The sequence below is a fragment of the Motilimonas sp. E26 genome (genome assembly GCF_021278025.1).
Taxonomy (GTDB): Bacteria; Pseudomonadota; Gammaproteobacteria; order Enterobacterales; family CBDFNC01; genus Motilimonas.
Genome location: NZ_JAIBHJ010000001.1, coordinates 213,118 through 230,253, shown reverse-complemented (window position 1 = coordinate 230,253; position 17,136 = coordinate 213,118). Strand labels below are relative to the sequence as shown.

At 43.5% G+C, this 17,136-nt stretch carries 18 protein-coding genes and 1 other annotated feature; of the genes, 10 read left to right on the top strand and 8 right to left on the bottom strand.

The window, feature by feature from the left end:
• Window positions 1–56 precede the first annotated feature (56 nt).
• The 3 genes from hisC to hisG are packed head-to-tail and all read right to left on the bottom strand — an operon-like array spanning window position 57 to window position 3,321.
• On the bottom strand, window positions 57–1,112 hold the full coding sequence (gene hisC, locus K1M91_RS00900) for a histidinol-phosphate transaminase (protein WP_232799673.1): 1,056 nt from the start codon (window positions 1,110–1,112) through the stop codon (window positions 57–59).
• Window positions 1,112–2,419: a histidinol dehydrogenase gene (gene hisD / locus K1M91_RS00895; protein WP_232799672.1), complete on the bottom strand. Its 1,308-nt coding sequence runs from the start codon at window positions 2,417–2,419 to the stop codon at window positions 1,112–1,114. Before hisD ends, hisC begins: the two co-directional genes overlap by 1 nt.
• Before the next feature lie 2 nt (window positions 2,420–2,421).
• Window positions 2,422–3,321 carry an ATP phosphoribosyltransferase gene (gene hisG / locus K1M91_RS00890; RefSeq protein ID WP_232799671.1) on the bottom strand — a complete coding sequence of 300 codons (900 nt, stop codon included), beginning with the start codon at window positions 3,319–3,321 and terminating at the stop codon, window positions 2,422–2,424.
• A 30-nt stretch (window positions 3,322–3,351) separates the two neighbouring features.
• Window positions 3,352–3,481: a sequence feature (His leader region), on the bottom strand.
• A gap of 182 nt (window positions 3,482–3,663) precedes the next feature.
• On the opposite strand from hisG, the gene K1M91_RS00885 reads away from it, so the two are divergent.
• From K1M91_RS00885 to rnd, 7 genes are all read left to right on the top strand, one after another.
• Window positions 3,664–3,885: a hypothetical protein gene (locus tag K1M91_RS00885; RefSeq protein WP_232799670.1), complete on the top strand. Its 222-nt coding sequence runs from the start codon at window positions 3,664–3,666 to the stop codon at window positions 3,883–3,885.
• Window positions 3,886–3,968: 83 nt separating this feature from the next.
• Window positions 3,969–5,879, top strand: coding sequence for an ATP-dependent DNA helicase (locus K1M91_RS00880; protein WP_232799669.1), 1,911 nt, complete (start codon window positions 3,969–3,971; stop codon window positions 5,877–5,879).
• A 2-nt stretch (window positions 5,880–5,881) separates the two neighbouring features.
• On the top strand, window positions 5,882–6,595 hold the full coding sequence (tsaB, locus tag K1M91_RS00875; protein ID WP_232799668.1) for a tRNA (adenosine(37)-N6)-threonylcarbamoyltransferase complex dimerization subunit type 1 TsaB: 714 nt from the start codon (window positions 5,882–5,884) through the stop codon (window positions 6,593–6,595).
• A 91-nt stretch (window positions 6,596–6,686) separates the two neighbouring features.
• Window positions 6,687–6,962, top strand: a complete 276-nt coding sequence (locus tag K1M91_RS00870) for a hypothetical protein (RefSeq protein WP_232799667.1) — start codon at window positions 6,687–6,689, stop codon at window positions 6,960–6,962.
• Window positions 6,962–7,846 carry an alpha/beta hydrolase gene (locus tag K1M91_RS00865; RefSeq protein WP_232799666.1) on the top strand — a complete coding sequence of 295 codons (885 nt, stop codon included), beginning with the start codon at window positions 6,962–6,964 and terminating at the stop codon, window positions 7,844–7,846. Before K1M91_RS00870 ends, K1M91_RS00865 begins: the two co-directional genes overlap by 1 nt.
• A 100-nt stretch (window positions 7,847–7,946) precedes the next feature.
• Window positions 7,947–9,632, top strand: coding sequence for a long-chain-fatty-acid--CoA ligase FadD (fadD, locus tag K1M91_RS00860; protein WP_232799665.1), 1,686 nt, complete (start codon window positions 7,947–7,949; stop codon window positions 9,630–9,632).
• Window positions 9,633–9,643: 11 nt separating this feature from the next.
• Window positions 9,644–10,753, top strand: coding sequence for a ribonuclease D (rnd, locus tag K1M91_RS00855; RefSeq protein WP_232799664.1), 1,110 nt, complete (start codon window positions 9,644–9,646; stop codon window positions 10,751–10,753).
• Window positions 10,754–10,842: 89 nt separating this feature from the next.
• Here the strand turns inward: rnd and minE are convergent, their stop codons facing one another.
• Genes minE through minC form a run of 3 tightly spaced genes read right to left on the bottom strand, consistent with a single transcriptional unit; the run spans window position 10,843 to window position 12,659 of the window.
• The gene (gene minE, locus K1M91_RS00850) at window positions 10,843–11,103 is read right to left on the bottom strand and encodes a cell division topological specificity factor MinE (protein ID WP_232799663.1); all 261 of its coding nucleotides are present in this window, start codon (window positions 11,101–11,103) and stop codon (window positions 10,843–10,845) included.
• Between the two features lies 1 nt (window position 11,104).
• Window positions 11,105–11,914 (bottom strand): septum site-determining protein MinD, encoded by an 810-nt coding sequence (gene minD / locus K1M91_RS00845; protein WP_232799662.1) that lies wholly within the window; start codon window positions 11,912–11,914, stop codon window positions 11,105–11,107.
• 19 nt (window positions 11,915–11,933) lie between these two features.
• Window positions 11,934–12,659, bottom strand: coding sequence for a septum site-determining protein MinC (minC, locus tag K1M91_RS00840; RefSeq protein ID WP_232799661.1), 726 nt, complete (start codon window positions 12,657–12,659; stop codon window positions 11,934–11,936).
• A 111-nt stretch (window positions 12,660–12,770) separates the two neighbouring features.
• Here minC and K1M91_RS00835 point away from each other — a divergent pair, with 111 nt between their 5' ends.
• The 3 genes from K1M91_RS00835 to K1M91_RS00825 all read left to right on the top strand — a co-directional run bounded on the left by K1M91_RS00835 (window position 12,771) and on the right by K1M91_RS00825 (window position 14,562).
• Window positions 12,771–13,049 carry a YcgL domain-containing protein gene (locus K1M91_RS00835; RefSeq protein WP_232799761.1) on the top strand — a complete coding sequence of 93 codons (279 nt, stop codon included), beginning with the start codon at window positions 12,771–12,773 and terminating at the stop codon, window positions 13,047–13,049.
• A gap of 6 nt (window positions 13,050–13,055) precedes the next feature.
• On the top strand, window positions 13,056–14,033 hold the full coding sequence (locus K1M91_RS00830) for a lytic murein transglycosylase (RefSeq protein WP_232799660.1): 978 nt from the start codon (window positions 13,056–13,058) through the stop codon (window positions 14,031–14,033).
• Window positions 14,034–14,094: 61 nt separating this feature from the next.
• On the top strand, window positions 14,095–14,562 hold the full coding sequence (locus K1M91_RS00825; RefSeq protein ID WP_232799659.1) for a YcgN family cysteine cluster protein: 468 nt from the start codon (window positions 14,095–14,097) through the stop codon (window positions 14,560–14,562).
• A gap of 246 nt (window positions 14,563–14,808) precedes the next feature.
• On the opposite strand, the gene dsbB is transcribed toward K1M91_RS00825, so the two are convergent.
• A complete protein-coding gene (gene dsbB, locus K1M91_RS00820) occupies window positions 14,809–15,327 on the bottom strand; it encodes a disulfide bond formation protein DsbB (RefSeq protein WP_232799658.1) in 519 nt (172 codons plus the stop codon).
• Window positions 15,328–15,437: 110 nt separating this feature from the next.
• Window positions 15,438–17,024: a sodium/proton antiporter NhaB gene (nhaB, locus tag K1M91_RS00815; protein WP_232799657.1), complete on the bottom strand. Its 1,587-nt coding sequence runs from the start codon at window positions 17,022–17,024 to the stop codon at window positions 15,438–15,440.
• Window positions 17,025–17,136: the final 112 nt, after the last annotated feature.

Sequence of the window (17,136 nt, the reverse complement as noted above, 5' to 3'; positions counted from 1 at the left end):
TACTTCTCCCTCTGCATGGCAGAGCAAAAAGGCCGCACAGAGGCGGCCAATAATTTTTATAATGCTGCGAGTGCCTTGATGGTAGCTCTCATTTCCGCTTTATTACCTATGGTAATACGGATGCAGTTTTCTAGACGCGGCTTGTTGGCAAAGTCACGGGCGATAATGCCAGCCTTGGCCAAGGTTGCAAACGCCAACTTAGAATCGACAAAACGAGCCAAGATAAAGTTACCTGTGGCAGGGAACAATTCAGTCACACATTCCAAACTGTCTAATTGCGCCAATGCTTCGCGACGCAAAGCGTTTAGGGTAGTGACGCGCTGCTCCATAATGTGCAGACCGCCGGTTGATAACGCTTGGCTGGCAATTTGTGCCACTGGACCGGGTACCGGATAGGGCGGAATGACTTTTTTCATCATTTCAATCACGCTAGGCTGCGCTAAGGTAAAACCACAGCGTATAGAAGCCAGTGCAAAAGCTTTAGACAGGGTGCGAGTAACCACTAGGTTTTCGTAGTGTTCAATTAACTCAACCTGACTTTGGTCGATACAAAACTCAATGTATGCTTCATCCACCACTATCAATGCACGATCTTTAGCGCTTTCCAATAGTTGCTTCAGTTGCTTAGTATCAAGCATGTTACCGGTTGGGTTGTTAGGGGCGCATAAAAACACCACTTTAACGCTATCTAGGTTGTCAGCGACGGCTTGGTAATCCACATCAAAGTTGGCTTGCAGTGGCACGGTTTTAATGTCCACACCACAAGTATTCGCACTTACGCTGTACATGCCATAAGTAGGAGGACAGATTAAAATGCTGTCTTTACCTGGCTCACAAAAGGTGCGAATAAGCAGTTCAATACTCTCATCTGCGCCACGCGTTGCTAATACTTGGTCAGTATTTAAGCCTGTGTATGAGGCGTAGGCGTTGATCACTTCTGGTGGCTGAAACTCCGGATAACGATTCATCCGGTCGCAGTTCAACTGATATTCACTGCAATCAGGTGCTTCGTTAGCGTTGATCCAAACTTCACCTTTACCACCAATGCGACGGGCGCTTTCATAGGGCACCAGCTCTTGCACTGTTTGTCTTGCTAATTTTTCAATACTCATTATTCACCAGCCTGATCGCATTTAGCGAGTTGGTCCATGCGAATGGTAACCGCACGTTTGTGCGCCGTTAAGCCTTCGGCGTCCGCCAAGCGGGTAACCGTTGGTGCTAGATTACGTAAGCCATCTTGGCTAAGCTCTTGCACGGTATAACGCTTCACAAAGTCGGCCATGCCTAAACTTGAATAGGTTTTGGTGTAACCGTATGTGGGCAGTACGTGGTTAGTGCCACTGGCATAATCGCCTACAGACTCCGGTGTCCAAGGGCCTAAAAAGATAGAGCCAGCATTTTTTAATTGGCCAACTAGGCTGCGTGCATCACGGGTTTGCACAATTAAGTGTTCCGGCGCATAAGTGTTTGAGATTTCGATGGCTTGCTCAAGATCTTTAGCAATAATAATCATGCTATGGCCAAGAGCTTGTGCTGCGATATCTTTGCGACTGAGTAGTTCTAATTGCTCTAATACCGCCTGCGCTGTTTTTTCTGCGACAATTGGACAGGTGGTCACAAGAACCGATTGTGAGTCGTGTCCGTGCTCGGCTTGTGATAACAGATCGGATGCAATAAATTGTGCGTCAGCGCTGTCATCAGCAATCACTAATACCTCCGATGGGCCAGCTGGCATATCAATGGCGGCGCCAGCGAAATCCATGCTGACCTGACGTTTTGCTTCCGTGACAAAGGCATTACCAGGGCCAAATATTTTGTTTACCTTAGCAATGCTTTGCGTGCCATAAGCCATCGCAGCAACAGCTTGTGCCCCGCCAACGGTGTATATTTCATCAACACCACAAATTTTAGCGGCATACAAAATTTCGTCAGCCAGTGGTGGTGGTGAACATAATACTAAACGATTACAACCTGCCAATTGTGCTGGGGCACCGACCATTAACACCGTTGACGGTAATGGCGCGCTGCCACCTGGAATATACAGGCCAACTGCTTCAATCGCTTGGGTGTGCATTTCGCACACCACACCCGGCATTGTCTCAACGCGAATAACGTCTTGCACTTGTGCTTGGTGAAAGCGACGAATTTGCTGATAAGCCACATCAATGGCTTGTTTTATATCACTGCCTAAACGCTGCTCTGCGGCATCAATTTGCACCGCAGAAACACGAATCTGATTCGAATCTACTTTGTCAAATTTTTTAGTGTATTCAAACAAAGCTTCATCACCACGGCTGCGAATATTGGCGATAATGTCAGTGACAATCGCCGTGATATCGGCCGATGAATTTATAGCTGGGCGTGATAACAGCTGAGTTTGCTGTTTATCACTTAACGTTTGCCAGTTGACCGTAAGCATGACTACTCCAACATTTTTTCAATAGGTAATACAAGAATTGAGCTTGCGCCCAGCTCTTTTAGCTCTTCCATGGTTTCCCAGAATAGGTTTTCTGTGCTTACAACATGAATGGCAACAGTATCGGTTGTTCCCGCCAGTGGCAATACGGTTGGCTGTTCTGAGCCTGGCATTAAATCAATGACTTTATCAAGCTGCGATTTAGGCGCATGCAGCATGATATACTTACTTTCACGTGCTTGTTGTACACCTTGTACACGGGTGAGAATTTTGTTGATTAGGGCTTGTTTTTCATCATCAAATTTACCCGCTGCTTTGATCAATACCGCCTTAGATTTGTAGATAACTTCGGTTTCTTTTAAGCCGTTCGCTTCTAGAGTTGCACCGGTTGATACTAAATCACAAATCGCATCAGCTAAGCCAGCACGCGGCGCTACTTCTACAGAGCCGTTTAGCATACAAGAGCTAAAAGGTACGCCAGCTTTATCCATAAATGCTTTTAAGATGCCAGGGTAAGAAGTGGCAATGCGTAAGTCACGTAATGATTCAGGGCCTTGGTAATCAAAGTCTTCTGGCACGGCCAGTGACAAGCGACAACCACCAAAATCAAGGCGCTTTAATAATTCAAATTGTGCAGGATCTTCGGTTTGAGCGCGCAGTAAGCTTTCTTCTTCTAATACGTTTTCACCGATAATACCTAAATCAACCACGCCATCCATGACTAGACCTGGAATATCGTCATCGCGCACGCGCAGTAGATCAACAGGCATGTTTTCACAATGTGCAATGAGGCGTTGCTCGCGCATGTTTATTTTTAAGCCACAAGCTTTAAGCATCTGCTGTGAGTCTTTGCTTAAACGACCTGATTTTTGTATCGCGATACGTAGTCTATTTTTATCTAACATATTAATTACTCTTTCCTTATACCCGCTAAAACGAAAAAACCCTCTGAAGTTTCCTTCCGAGGGTTTTAAAATTCTTGTTAAACCGCTGCTGGAAGTACCTCAAAATTAGCCTTCCAGAACCATTCCTCCGGAAGATTACTTCGGATGATGATGGTGATGAATTACAACTTGTGTAGTCAGCTTACGGTTCATTTAAATTCTTATATTGAAAAACAAAACAAGCACACATTACCAACGCAGGCTCAAATTGCAAATGGTTTTTTTGTAAATAGTGAATCATCTGCGATACGAGCTAAAATTATAGAATATCCTGCCGATATAGTGAGTATAAGGGGGTGATTTATGTCAGGTCAAAGCTTAGTCAATGATGTGGTCAGCAAACCTTTACCTCGGGTAACGGATAAAGACAGTACCATTGATATTCATAAAACGCAACAAACAGGAAAAGCATCGAGAAAAAATAAAAAGCATTTGAAAACGCAGCAAAAACTGCCTAAACATCCGGATAAAGTTGAATCAACGACTGAAAAACCCCACGAAGGGGATATTGATGTATTTGTTTAGCTTTACTAGGGTCTGCAGACCCTAGTAGCTGCAACAAATAATTATTCTGGCATAATGCTTGTTTTGTTTGATGCTGGAACATTATGTCAGTTGCTCAATTTTTTTCTGCTTCAGGGCCATTATCTGAATTAATTAAGGGTTACCAGCCGCGTCAGCCGCAGCTGGAGATGGCACAAGCCGTGAGCCAGAGTATTAAGGACACAAGCGCCTTGTTGGTGGAAGCAGAAACGGGTACCGGCAAAACCTTTGCTTATTTAGCACCAGCTTTGGTGCATGGTAAGCGTACGGTTATCTCAACCGGCAGCAAGAATCTACAAGAACAACTGTATCTGCGCGATTTACCTTTATTGCTAAATGCCAGTGGCTTTACCGGCGTGATTGCATTACTTAAAGGGCGAAATAACTATTTGTGTTTAGAGCGAATGAACCGCTTTATGTTGCAAAGTCATCAGCAAGACACCAATTTACTAGCCGATTTGGTCAAGGTGAAAACCTGGTCAGCCAGTAGTGAGCAAGGCGATATAGGTGAGCTGGCTGAATTGGCAGAAGATGCTGACATTATTCCACTGGTTACCAGCACCAATGATAATTGCCTTGGCCGTGATTGCCCCAGTTATGACGATTGCTATCTAATTAAAGCACGAAAACGTGCTCTCGAAGCCGATGTATTGGTGGTTAACCATCATTTGTTTTTTGCCGACTTAGCGGTAAAAGACACCGGTTTTGGTGAGCTGATCCCAGACGCCGACGTGTATATATTTGATGAAGCCCATCAATTACCTGACATCGCTAGCCAATATTTTGGCGAATCATTATCCAGTCGCCAGCTATTTGAACTGTGTAAAGACATGGATTATGTCTATCGAGCTGAGTTACGCGATATGGCGCAACTTGGCAAAGCTTGTGATCGATTTAAATCGTCGATCCAAGAGTTACGCATTGCTTTCAATGTTGATAAAGGTAGTGGCAGTTGGCGCGATAAACTGCGCGACGAACAAATGAAGCAAGCAGTAGCTAGGTTCATGGAAGCGATGCAACTGGTGTATGAGGTGGCTAAATTAGGCCTAAATCGCAGTGAAGTGTTGGATCATTGTTTTGAACGACTTGTGTTATTTAAAAGTCAGTTTGAGAAATTACTGTCGGTTGACAAGGCAGGCTTTAGTTATTGGTTTGACTGTAACCGGATGCAATTTAGCCTTAATATCACCCCGCTTAGTGTGGCTACTCGTTTTGCCTCTGAAATGGCTAAGCGACCCGCCGCTTGGGTGTTTACCAGTGCGACGTTAGCGGTTGATCAAAAGTTCGATCATTTTGCGCAATTACTTGGTTTGGCGGATGCACAAGCCTTATTACTTAAAAGTCCGTTTGATTATGCCCAGCAAAGCTTACTGGCGGTGCCGCGCTTTTTACCTGAGCCTGGCGGAAAAAACCTCGCGCCGGTGCTGGCTAAATTGTTAGCGCCCATCATTGCCCAAAACAAAGGACGTTGTTTCTTTTTATGCACCAGCCATTACATGATGAACGAGCTAGCGAATTGTTTTCGCGAGTTACTGGATTTGCCTGTTTTAGTACAAGGCGAGGGCAGCAAACAGGCGCTGTTGAATGAGTTTATTGACTCAGGCAATGCATTATTAGTGGCAACAGGGGCATTTTGGGAAGGCATCGATGTGAGGGGACAGGGCTTGTCTTTAGTGATCATCGACAAGATTCCTTTTGCGTCACCAGACGATCCTTTATTGAAAGCACGAATGGAAGATGCCCAGCTTAAAGGGCTAGAGCCGTTTCAACATGTACAGTTACCACAAGCGGTGATCACGTTAAAACAAGGAGTAGGGCGATTAATCCGTGACGTGGAAGATAAAGGGGCTGTCATTATCTGTGACCCAAGATTAGTCAGTCGAAACTATGGCAATATCTTTTTGAATAGTTTACCTTGCATGCCCCGTACTCGGGATCTCACTAAAGTGACTGAATTTCTGCAACACTTGGATTAATTATGGCCAGCACAAAACCAACAATTTTACTCGCAATGGACACCTCTACAGAGGGATGCTCGGTTGCTTTATCAGGATCTGATCAAGTTCATGCTAACTTTATGTTGAGCCCAAGAGAGCATACCCAACGCATACTGCCTATGGTCGATGCTGTGCTAAAAGAAGCGAGGGTTTCACTCCATCAGGTGAGCGCTTTGGTATATGGCCGAGGTCCTGGTAGCTTTACAGGTGTGCGCATTGGTATCGGCATTGCTCAAGGCTTAGCATTTGGCGCTGATTTGCCGATGATTGGCGTTTCAACCTTGCAAGCAATGGCGCAACAAGCTTTTGAGCAACAAGGTGCTAGCCGTGTTTTAGCTGCGATAGATGCCCGTATGGGTGAAGTTTATTGGGGTGAATATCAGCTTAATGAACAGCAATTAATGACCTTAGTGGGTGAAGAGCAAGTATTACCGCCATCAGCGGTACTTGGCTTATACGCAGACAAATTTGACCTGCCAATGACGCCAGTGGGCACTGGTTGGCAAGCCTATCCTGAGCTTTCGGAGGCATTTGATCTACAACAAGCCGTGGTCGTGTCATTCCCACACAGTGAATTTATGTTGCCTGCGGCGTTGGATCAGTTTTTGAATGGTCAAACAGTGATGGCGGATCAAGCCACACCGGTATATTTACGAGATAAAGTGACGTGGAAGAAACTTCCGGGCAGAGAATAGTTACTTTATTTATTCGCGCGCTATAATTGTAAGCACGCAAAACAAATTTTATATCAGTAATTAATTGAGTTGATGTGTTGGATTGATGACGATGATTAATCAAATTTCAAACAATATTGATAGTATTTCATCGGGGTATCAAAAGCCCAAGCAGCCGGCTGTGCCTGCTGCTCCAGAGCAAGTCGCTAAGTCACCAGTCCCCATTCGGCAAACTCAATTAAACGAGCAAGAGATAGAAACCGTCAAACTGGCTTATGATCAACCAGATGGGCGAAACCAAAAGGCATTAGCGTCCTATCAAGATATCGAAAAAGCCCAAATGCGAGAAGAAATATCCAGCACTTTTGGTATTGACCTCTACGCGTAATGCTCGACACTGCTGTTTTATTTCCGATTCAACCTAAGCTTGAAACCCAATTTGTTACATTGCGTGAAGGCGCCTTGGCAGCGCTTGCTATTGGTGAGCCAGCGTTACCTGTCGTGCTATGTCTGCATGGTTGGCTTGACAATGCCGCGTCATTTGTTCCACTTTTGCAGGCGTTTGAGCAGCAACAACTCACCACTCAGTTTCGTTTTGTATGCATCGATTTACCTGGCCACGGTCACTCACAGCACAGAAATAGTGCATACCACTTTGCTGATTGGGTTGATGATGTTTATCAAGTGATCACCGCTCTAGGCAAACGGCCCGTTATTTTGATTGGGCATTCTCTTGGCGCGTTAGTGGCGAGCTGTGTGGCAGCGGCTTTTCCGGAAAAAGTGAGCCACTTGATTATGATTGAAGGGGCTGGCCCGTTGGTTCAATCAGTGACATCCACCACTGCGCATTTGCGTCAGGCTATTTTGTCGCGCCAGGCCTCTTCGTTACCAAAACCAAGACTGCTAAGTTCATTAGTGCAAGCGAAACAACGCGCATTAGGGATAAGTACCAAAAATGCAACGTTATTAGCCACTCGTGGCGCAATGTCAGTGACGAAAGGCTATGTTTGGCGCCATGATCCCAGATTGACATATTTGTCACCCTTTCGTTTGGCTGAGTCACAAGCGCAGCAATTAATAAAAGACATTAAATGCCCGACAATGTGTATTCTCGGCAACGATGGTTATGCTGAAATAAGCACGCATTTATTAGAACGCCAGCACTTATTTACGCAACTGACCAAGGTTGAATTACCAGGCAACCACCATGTACACATGGAAAACCATCTGGGCGTGGCCCAAACCATAAAAGAATATTTAGTTAAATGTTAGTTTGTTAGCGCTAATAACCTTGGTTATTAAGCAAGTCATTCATATACTGATTAACATAACGATAACAATTAAAGCACCCAGATATAGGATGAAGTAAGTTATGGACAAAATTTGGCTAGAGCGTTACCCGAGTGATGTACCATCTGAAATTGACGCTGAGCAATATGATTCGCTGGTGGACTTACTCGATGAAAGCGTTAATAAATATGCAGACCAAGCGGCCTATATAAACATGGGGCAGGCGATGACTTATCGCCGTTTAGAAGTTCTTTCACGCCACTTTGCCGCCTATTTACAAGAAGAGCTTAAGTTGCAAAAGGGCGATCGCGTCGCACTGATGATGCCCAATTTATTACAATATCCGATAGCGATGTTTGGTGTATTACGAGCAGGCATGGTGGTGGTTAATGTTAATCCGTTATACACCCCACGTGAGTTAAAGCATCAGTTAAATGATTCCGGTGCTAAGGCCATTGTAATCGTGTCTAACTTTGCCCATACCTTAGAAAAAGTGGTAAAAGACACGCCCATTGAGCACGTTATTTTGACCCGTTTAGGTGACCAGCTAAATCCAATAAAAGGCACGCTGGTTAACTTTGTCGTGAAGTACATCAAAAAAATGGTCCCTAAATACCATTTACCTAATGCCAGTACCTTTCGTCATGCCTTGAAAAAAGGTGAATATTTACAATACGTAAAACCTAAATTGTGCCCTGAAGACTTAGCATTTTTACAATATACCGGTGGCACCACAGGGTTATCAAAAGGCGCGATGCTTAGCCATAAGAATATTATTGCTAATTTGTTGCAGGCCCTTGGCGCTTATGGCCCAGTGTTAAAGGAAGGCAAAGAGGTTATTGTTACCGCATTGCCCCTTTATCATATCTTTGCTTTAACAGTAAATTGTCTATTGTTCATGCGCTTAGGGGCAACAAACCTGCTTATTACAAATCCAAGAGATATCCCTGCGTTTGTTAAAGACTTAGCCAGCGTACCCTACACAGCCATTACTGGCGTCAATACCTTGTTTAATGCACTGATAAACAGTGAGGATTTTAAACAATTGGACTTCAGTAAATTGAGATTGACTATTGGCGGCGGCATGGCGGTGCAAAAAGCGGTCGCAGAGCAGTGGCAGCAATTAACGGGTTGTCGTTTACTAGAAGGGTATGGTTTAACTGAGTGCGCGCCGTTAGTGACAGTAAACCCTTATGATCTCGACGGCTATAATCACAGTATTGGCTTGCCCATGCCCTCAACCGAGGTGCGCTTTGTTGATGAATCGGGCCAAGAAGTCCCCCTAGGTGAGCCCGGTGAAATGCAAGTGCGTGGTCCTCAGGTGATGTCTGGTTATTGGGGTAAAAAACATACGCCTGAAATTACCGAGGATAAATGGCTTAACACCGGTGATATCGCACGCATTGATGAACAAGGGTTTATTTACATTGTTGACAGAAAAAAAGACATGATCTTGGTTTCTGGCTTTAACGTGTTTCCGAATGAACTTGAAGACGTGGTTTCCAGTAATGCCAAGGTGCTGGAAGTGGCTGCCATTGGTATTCCTGATGCCGTCTCGGGTGAAGCGGTAAAAGTTTTTGTGGTTAAAAAAGACAGCTCCTTAACAAAAGAAGAATTAATCCAATACTGTCGTAAAGAGTTAACTGCCTATAAGGTGCCAAAACTGGTAGAATTTCGCGATGAGCTTCCCAAAACCAATGTCGGAAAAATATTACGCCGTGTCTTAAGGGAAGAAGAATTAGCCAAATTGGCAAAGGTCGATAGTTAAGAGATAAGCAGTTGGAATTTAATTTTATTGATAGTCAAAGTCAGCTACAGCAATTATGTGCTGACTTAACACCAAGCCTAATGGCATTGGATACCGAGTTTGTTAGAACCCGTACCTTTTATGCTAATTTGGGCTTGTTACAATTAGCTCAAGATGGCCAGTTTTATTTAATTGATCCGTTAGCGGTAGGGGATTTAACGCCGTTTTGGCAGCAGCTATCAGTAAAAACCAGCCTGTGGCACTCGTTCGGTGAGGATTTAGAAATTGTTCTCAACCACAAGGGTAACCTAGAGGGTGAGTATTTAGATACACAAGTGGCTTGTGCTTTTTTGAATATGGGCCATTCGTTAGGTTACGCCGCCATGGTGACACAGCTCACCGGTGTCGTATTAGACAAAGGTGAATCAAGAACCGATTGGCTAGCGCGTCCACTGCAACCTGCCCAGCTTGACTACGCGATTAAAGATGTCGTGTACCTTGAACAATGCTATGACCAGCTAGCGGAAAAGTTGGTCACTAAAGGCATGACTGATTTTTTCAAGCAAGAATGCCAAAACTTGGTACAAAAACGTCTGCAAAAAGTACAACCTGATGAAATCTATCTTGATTTAAAAAATGCGTCTAAGCTTTCGCGTCGCAGTTTAGCTATTTTTAAACTACTGGCCAGTTGGCGTTATCAAACGGCGCAATCACGCAACTATGCGTTAAACTTTGTGGTTAAAGAAGCCCATTTATGGGAAATCGCTAAACATGCCCCCACCACCAAAGCACAACTATCATCCATTGGCGTGACTGACCAAGAAATTCGGATTCATGGTAATACTTTGTTACAGCTGGTGAAACAAGGCTTGGCTGTGGCGAATGATGATTGTCCAGACAAAATCAAACCTATTATAGAATATCCAGCTTATAAAAAAGAATTCAAACGGATCAAAGATGCGGTTAGCTTAACCGCAACCACTTATGATCTGCCCGTTGAGCTGATCGCGTCAAAGAAGACGATTCACCAATATTTATCTTGGTTATGGAAACTATCAGATGCACAAAAAGAGACAGCTGAAAAGCCCATGTTATTGTCTAGCTGGCGCTTTGAACTGATGGCAAAGCATTTAGCTGAATAATCACTTTAAACCCTATACCAGCCATGTAAACGAAAAAACCACACAATTGTGTGGTTTTTTATACCGAAACACTAACAACTGAAGAATTGTTACTTGTTGTCTTCAGGTAACATCACGTTGAGCTCAAGCACCGATAAGTTTGAGCCTTTTTGCTCAAGTTGCACGGTAACCTGCTCAGGTGAAATTTCTACGTATTTACGGATCACTTGCAAAATGTCATTGCGTAGCTCAGGTAAGTAATCCGGACCCGCGCGCTGACCGCGCTCATGAGCAACGATAATTTGTAGGCGTTCCTTTGCGAGCTGTGCAGTATTATTCTTATTTGATCTAAAGTAATCAAGCAACGACATCTTATCCTCCAAATATGCGACTCAGTAGGCCTTTCTTTTCTTCTTGTATAAAACGGAATTCGCGGCTTTCACCCAGAAGGCGATCAACTGCGTCTTGGTAAGCCATACCTGCATCACTTTCACTATCAAGTATAACGGGTTCGCCTGAGTTTGATGCTTTAAGTACAGCCTGCGATTCAGGGATAACGCCAAGTAGCTTGACCGCTAAAATATCATTAATGTCTTCAACGCTCAGCATGTCGCCAGAGTTAACACGTTTCGGTGAATAACGCGTGATCAACAAGTGTTCAACAATTGGCTCTAAGCCTTGTTCAGCACGGCGAGACTTACTTGAAAGCATGCCAATAATACGATCCGAATCGCGAACCGATGAGACTTCAGGGTTAGAGGTAATGATTGCCTCGTCGGCAAAGTACAGGGCCATCATGGCACCTTTTTCGATACCAGCCGGTGAATCACAAACAATATAATCAAAGCGCTCAGCTAAATCGTTTAGTACCTTTTCAACACCTTCTTTGGTTAACGCATCTTTATCTCGAGTTTGAGACGCAGGTAAAATGTATAAATTCTCAATGCGTTTGTCTTTGATAAGCGCTTGGTTCAAGTTCGCTTCATCATTGATTACATTCACAAAGTCATATACAACACGGCGCTCACAGCCCATTATTAAGTCAAGGTTACGTAATCCAATATCAAAATCTACGATCACTGTTTTCTTACCAGCTTGCGCTAGGCCTGTACCAATTGCTGCGCTGGTGGTCGTTTTACCAACGCCGCCTTTACCTGATGTGACGACAATAATTCTTGCCATTCCCGATGTTCCTTTATGATTAATCTAGATTTGAAATTTTCAATTGATCGTTTTCAAGGGAAACAGTGGCAGCTTGTTGCCAACATTCTTCTTGTAACGTTTCACTTAATTTATAATTGCCGCAAATAGAAATTAGTTCAGCTTCCAAGTTTCGACAAAATATGCGTGAGTTTATATCGCCTTTGGCACCTGCAATTGCACGGCCCCGTAAATGGCCGTAAACATGAATACTACCATCTGCAATGACCTCAGCTCCAGCACTGACGGAGCCGATAATGACCAAATTTTTATCTTTTGCGTATAATTGCTGGCCAGATCTAAGTTGCCCCTGATGAAATAAGGTAGCGGGCGAGTCTTGATGCTGAACTTCTATTTGCGTTTCGATACGCGTTTCAACTTTTGCTTCAGCCACAGGCGCGGGTGTTTCAGCCTGACTGGCTTGGCCGGATTTTAACACCGCTAACCCTGCTTCGCGGGCTGCTTGCTTGACTGCATCATTTTGAGCTCCCGTAATACCAACCAAGACAAATTGTTGGCCCTTGATTACTTCGCTGAGCCCCATAAAATCAATTTCGTCTTCACACTTTTCAATATTGATTACGACAGGTGCGCCACTAAAGAAGGCGGGAGCCTGTTGCACTTTTTTTTCTAATGCATGTTGGATATCTGACAAGTTGCTATCGCTGATATTTAAAACAAAAAGTGTAAAATTGGTGCCTTTTAACTCAATATTATTCTCGGCCATACGGTGGCGATTTCCTATCAATAAAAATTCTGCTAAATCTATTAATTGCCTATTGCCTGTCATGTTATAGTCTGTCTCCAAGTTAGGCAAGAAATGACCAAGAAGCATCTTATGTTGTGTGCGATATATAAAAGTTTAAAGAAAGAAGAAACCTATCTTTATTTAGCCAAGAAAGATGATTTTACTCCTGTACCAGAAGCTTTAATGAAAATGTTTGGCAAGGCGCAGTTGGTTTTAGTGATTAATTTAGCTAAGCAGCAGCATTTAGTGCGCGCTGATATCGATAAGGTTAAACAGTCCCTTAGCGATGAGGGTTTTTACTTGCAGTTGCCGCCACCGCCAATCAATTATTTAGAGCAACATAAAGCTCAACAAAAAAAGGACAAATAATAGACTATGCGTTTTTTAATGTTAACAAGCTTACTTTTTTCGGGCGCCGTACTTGCCCAAGCAGCTGAAAAGCCAGACTATAAAACTTATCTGAGCGGTATTAAGGCTGAAGCCATTGAGCAAGGTATAAGTGAGCAAGTGGTCGAGCAAGCCTTATCACAAGCTAAATTTATCGAACGTGCCGTTAAACTGGATAAATCACAACCAGAATTTAAGCAAACATTAGACACTTATTTACCCAAAGCCGTGCCCCAGTGGAAGATCAAGCAAGCGCGCGATTTATACAAAAAACATCGTGTTGAGCTAGAAAAAATCGGCAAAGACTTCGGCGTTCAACCGCGTTTTATTGTGGCCTTGTGGGGCATTGAAACTAACTTTGGCGGTTATACTGGTAATTTTGATGTGGTGTCAGCTTTAGCCACCTTAGCTTACGATGGCCGTCGCGAAGCCTTTTTTAAAGAACAGCTATTAGCGGCATTAACCATTTTGGATGAAGGCCACATTAGTTTAGACAAAATGCAAGGTTCATGGGCCGGTGCCATGGGGCAATGCCAGTTTATGCCGACGTCATTTTTAACCTATGCCGTGGATTACAGTGGCGATGGTCGTAAAGATATTTGGCAAACTAAGTCGGATGTATTTGCTTCAGCGGCTAACTACCTCAAAATGTCAGGTTGGAATAATGATTTAACTTGGGGTCGCCAAGTTAAAATTCCAGAAAATTTAGATATTAGTGTCACCGGTTTAAAGCAATCTCAAAAAACCTTAGCACAATGGCAAGCGCTGGGCGTGCGTAAGACTGACGGATCAGATTTACCTACCCGAGATATTTCAGCATGGTTGGTACTGCCCGATGATGAGCATGGCCGCGCATACTTAGCCTATGATAACTATGCCACCTTAATGAAATGGAATCGCTCAAACTATTTTGTAGCGGCAGTGGGCACCCTTGCTGACAGCATTGCCTACCCACCGATTAAGTAAGAACGTTATAATGTGTTTTTTAAGGTGCGCATTTGCGCACCTTTTTTATTGAGCTAATGTGATGACCGAGCAAAAAATTAATATAAAACAATTAGAAACTAAATTCTGGCAAGAAAAAACCTTAGCCCAAATGACGTCACAAGAGTGGGAGTCACTGTGCGACGGCTGTGGTAAATGCTGCCTAAGTAAGCTGATAGATGATGAAACCGACGAGCTGCATTACACCAATGTTGCTTGTAAGTTACTCAACACTAAAAGTTGTCAGTGTAAAAAATATGAGAAACGGTTTAAGTTGGTGCCTGACTGCGTCAAAGTGTCATTGGCGAATATAGATCAATTTCAATGGTTGCCCCTGAGTTGCGCCTACCGAAGAATTGTCGAGGGGAAAGATTTGCCTGAATGGCATCCTTTACTCACAGGCAGTAGCAGTGCTATGCACGCTGGCGGCCACTCGGTGCGCGGTAAAGTGATCACCGAATATGATGATATTGATTTAGAAGATCACGTAGCGACTTGGCCAGCAGAGTAAAATAATAATATACGACGAGGCTACACTCATTCTGAAAGAAAAGCTTAGGTCATGAAGCCTACACAGATGAGGGATAGCTGATTAGAGCCAACATTGTCATCAATCACTTTAGTGTTAACTCAGAAACACCCAAAGGTGAGTGTTTAAATTGGCTATCGTTGCCGCTCTGTTCTAGATAAGACTGACTAATAAAACAAGCAGCACCCTACCACTTGTTTTATTAGGTATTTTTCCTAATAAGCTTTGCTATTCACAACACTTCTTTTTGCCAAATTGGCCTACCAGCACCACTAAGAAAATGACACTGTAAATGGTGAAACACACCACTAACCATTGCGGCATGCTATAACCGAGGAACTGCCAAACAATATCGGCACAATCACCGGTTGGGTTAAATAGCCAAGGTACCCATTGATGTAAGGGCATCCATTCAGGGAAGTTTGGAATAAAGTCACAAGTGTAGAAAGGAGAAGGGTTCATTTGGTAATCAACATGCTCAAGTGCAAGTTGTAAGCCCCAAAACGCGCTAGTACCCCATAATATAAAACCTAACCAGCGAGTGGCATAAAAATCAGGCTTGATTGCGCCAACCAATCCAGTAGCGATGATGCCCATCATGGCGATACGTTCATATATACACATCACACAAGGCTCTAATTCCATTACATGTTGAAAGAAGAGGGCGGTGAGTTCAAGACAAAGGGCGGAAAAGGCCAACAGTAACCAAGGGCCACGTGTTGACGCTAACTGATTGAGGTACTGCATAAAGTTTCGTTCCTTGAATAGTAAAAAACCCAGTGATTATACTGGGTTTTTATTTACTAAAACTATGATCTTTACACAACTAGACGTTCATCTAATGGTGCTAAATAGAATTAATGCGCGCTAACAGCGGCATCGATAGCCTCTTTGGCTGAGTGATGATGGATTAGTTCATTTAAATACATCCAATCAGTCGTGCCCTCTAAGAAAAACATAATGCCAACCATACCTACTACTGCCAATACAATCGTATAAGGTAATGCCATCCATACCATTCGGCCGTAAGAAAGTCGTATGAGTGGTGCTACTGCTGAAGTTAGTAGGAATAGGAAAGCTGCTTGACCATTTGGTGTTGCCACAGAAGGTAGATTGGTACCTGTGTTAATGGCAACCGCTAGCAAGTCGAATTGATCACGAGTGATTTGACCGTCAACGAGAGCCGCTTTTACTTCTTTTATGTAAATTGTACCAACGAAAACATTATCACTTAACATTGATAATAATCCGTTAGCGACATAAAAGAGCGCAAGCTGGGCATGGCCATCCTGTGCTAATACTGCCTCAATAACTGGTTTGAATAGGTGTTGCTCTACAATCACCGATACAATAGTGAAAAATACCGCTAATAAGGCAGTAAACGGTAAGGCTTCTTCAAACGCTTTACCTAACGCATGCTCTTCAATAACACCGGTAAAAGCAGTCGCAAGTACAATGACAGAAAGGCCAATCAAGCCAACAGGTGCAAGGTGAAGCGCCAATGCAACAATCAGCCAAACACCGATGATGGCTTGAATGAGCAATTTAGCGATATCACGCTCGTTCATTTTTGCATCAGCTTGTTTATCGTAATCCACCATGATCTGACGTACTGCAGCAGGTAATTGTGCTCCATAACTAAACCAGCCCATTTTTTCTACGATATAACACGTAAGCATGCCGCAAATAAATACAGGTACAGTCACTGGGGCCATACGCAGCGCAAATTCAATGAACTGCCAAGAAGCGTTCTCAGCAATAATCAAGTTTTGTGGCTCGCCAACTTGAGTACATACACCACCCAATGCTGAACCAACACCCGCATGCATAAGTAAGTTGCGCAAAAATGCTCGGAAAGTTTCTAAGTCTTCACGACGTTGATCTTGTAGGCTATTATCACAAGTATGGTCATGGTCAAGTACGCTGTTATCTTTACCTGATGCTACTTTATGATAGATGCTATAGAAACCAACACCGACACTGATCACCACGGCGATAACCGTTAACGCATCGAGGAAAGCTGACAGAAACGCCGCTGCGAAACAAAAAGAAAGAGAAAGTAATGCTTTCGATTTCACTTTAATTAAAAGCTTTGTGAAGATATACAGCAACAAGCTCTTCATAAAGTAAATCCCTGCCACCATAAAAATAAGCAGTAATATTACTTCAAAGTTATGCACTAATTCTTCCTGCACGTCCTTAGTTGAGGTCATCCCGACCAAAACTGCTTCCATGGCCAACAAACCGCCAGGTTGCAGTGGGTAGCATTTAAGCGCCATAGCCAAGGTGAAAATAAATTGGATCACCAGCAGCCAGCCAGCTACAAACGGGTTAATGGCAAAAATGATAGGGTTGATTATTAGAAAAGTAATAATGGTCCATTTGTACCATTTAGGCGCGTTACCGAGGAAATTTCGGCAACCTGCGATCAGTAAGTCTGACATTGTTTTATTAACTTCCTTTGTCCAATATAATAGGTGCGGCTAGCATGTATAGTTATGAATTCAGTCCTGGTGGGAAAATTCTTTTTTTGCCAGTCCGATTTGATGGCACAAT

Excerpts from the sequence above, each read along its gene's own strand:
- minC (WP_232799661.1), bottom strand. The coding sequence starts at position 12,659 with ATGGCCGAGAATAATATTGAGTTAAAAGGCACCAATTTTACACTTTTT.
- K1M91_RS00835 (WP_232799761.1), top strand. The coding sequence starts at position 12,771 with ATGTTGTGTGCGATATATAAAAGTTTAAAGAAAGAAGAAACCTATCTT.
- hisG (WP_232799671.1), bottom strand. The coding sequence starts at position 3,321 with ATGTTAGATAAAAATAGACTACGTATCGCGATACAAAAATCAGGTCGT.
- fadD (WP_232799665.1), top strand. The coding sequence starts at position 7,947 with ATGGACAAAATTTGGCTAGAGCGTTACCCGAGTGATGTACCATCTGAA.
- K1M91_RS00865 (WP_232799666.1), top strand. The coding sequence starts at position 6,962 with ATGCTCGACACTGCTGTTTTATTTCCGATTCAACCTAAGCTTGAAACC.
- K1M91_RS00870 (WP_232799667.1), top strand. The coding sequence starts at position 6,687 with ATGATTAATCAAATTTCAAACAATATTGATAGTATTTCATCGGGGTAT.
- nhaB (WP_232799657.1), bottom strand. The coding sequence starts at position 17,024 with ATGTCAGACTTACTGATCGCAGGTTGCCGAAATTTCCTCGGTAACGCG.
- minE (WP_232799663.1), bottom strand. The coding sequence starts at position 11,103 with ATGTCGTTGCTTGATTACTTTAGATCAAATAAGAATAATACTGCACAG.
- dsbB (WP_232799658.1), bottom strand. The coding sequence starts at position 15,327 with ATGCAGTACCTCAATCAGTTAGCGTCAACACGTGGCCCTTGGTTACTG.
- K1M91_RS00830 (WP_232799660.1), top strand. The coding sequence starts at position 13,056 with ATGCGTTTTTTAATGTTAACAAGCTTACTTTTTTCGGGCGCCGTACTT.
- tsaB (WP_232799668.1), top strand. The coding sequence starts at position 5,882 with ATGGCCAGCACAAAACCAACAATTTTACTCGCAATGGACACCTCTACA.
- hisD (WP_232799672.1), bottom strand. The coding sequence starts at position 2,419 with ATGCTTACGGTCAACTGGCAAACGTTAAGTGATAAACAGCAAACTCAG.
- K1M91_RS00825 (WP_232799659.1), top strand. The coding sequence starts at position 14,095 with ATGACCGAGCAAAAAATTAATATAAAACAATTAGAAACTAAATTCTGG.
- minD (WP_232799662.1), bottom strand. The coding sequence starts at position 11,914 with ATGGCAAGAATTATTGTCGTCACATCAGGTAAAGGCGGCGTTGGTAAA.
- hisC (WP_232799673.1), bottom strand. The coding sequence starts at position 1,112 with ATGAGTATTGAAAAATTAGCAAGACAAACAGTGCAAGAGCTGGTGCCC.
- K1M91_RS00880 (WP_232799669.1), top strand. The coding sequence starts at position 3,969 with ATGTCAGTTGCTCAATTTTTTTCTGCTTCAGGGCCATTATCTGAATTA.
- K1M91_RS00885 (WP_232799670.1), top strand. The coding sequence starts at position 3,664 with ATGTCAGGTCAAAGCTTAGTCAATGATGTGGTCAGCAAACCTTTACCT.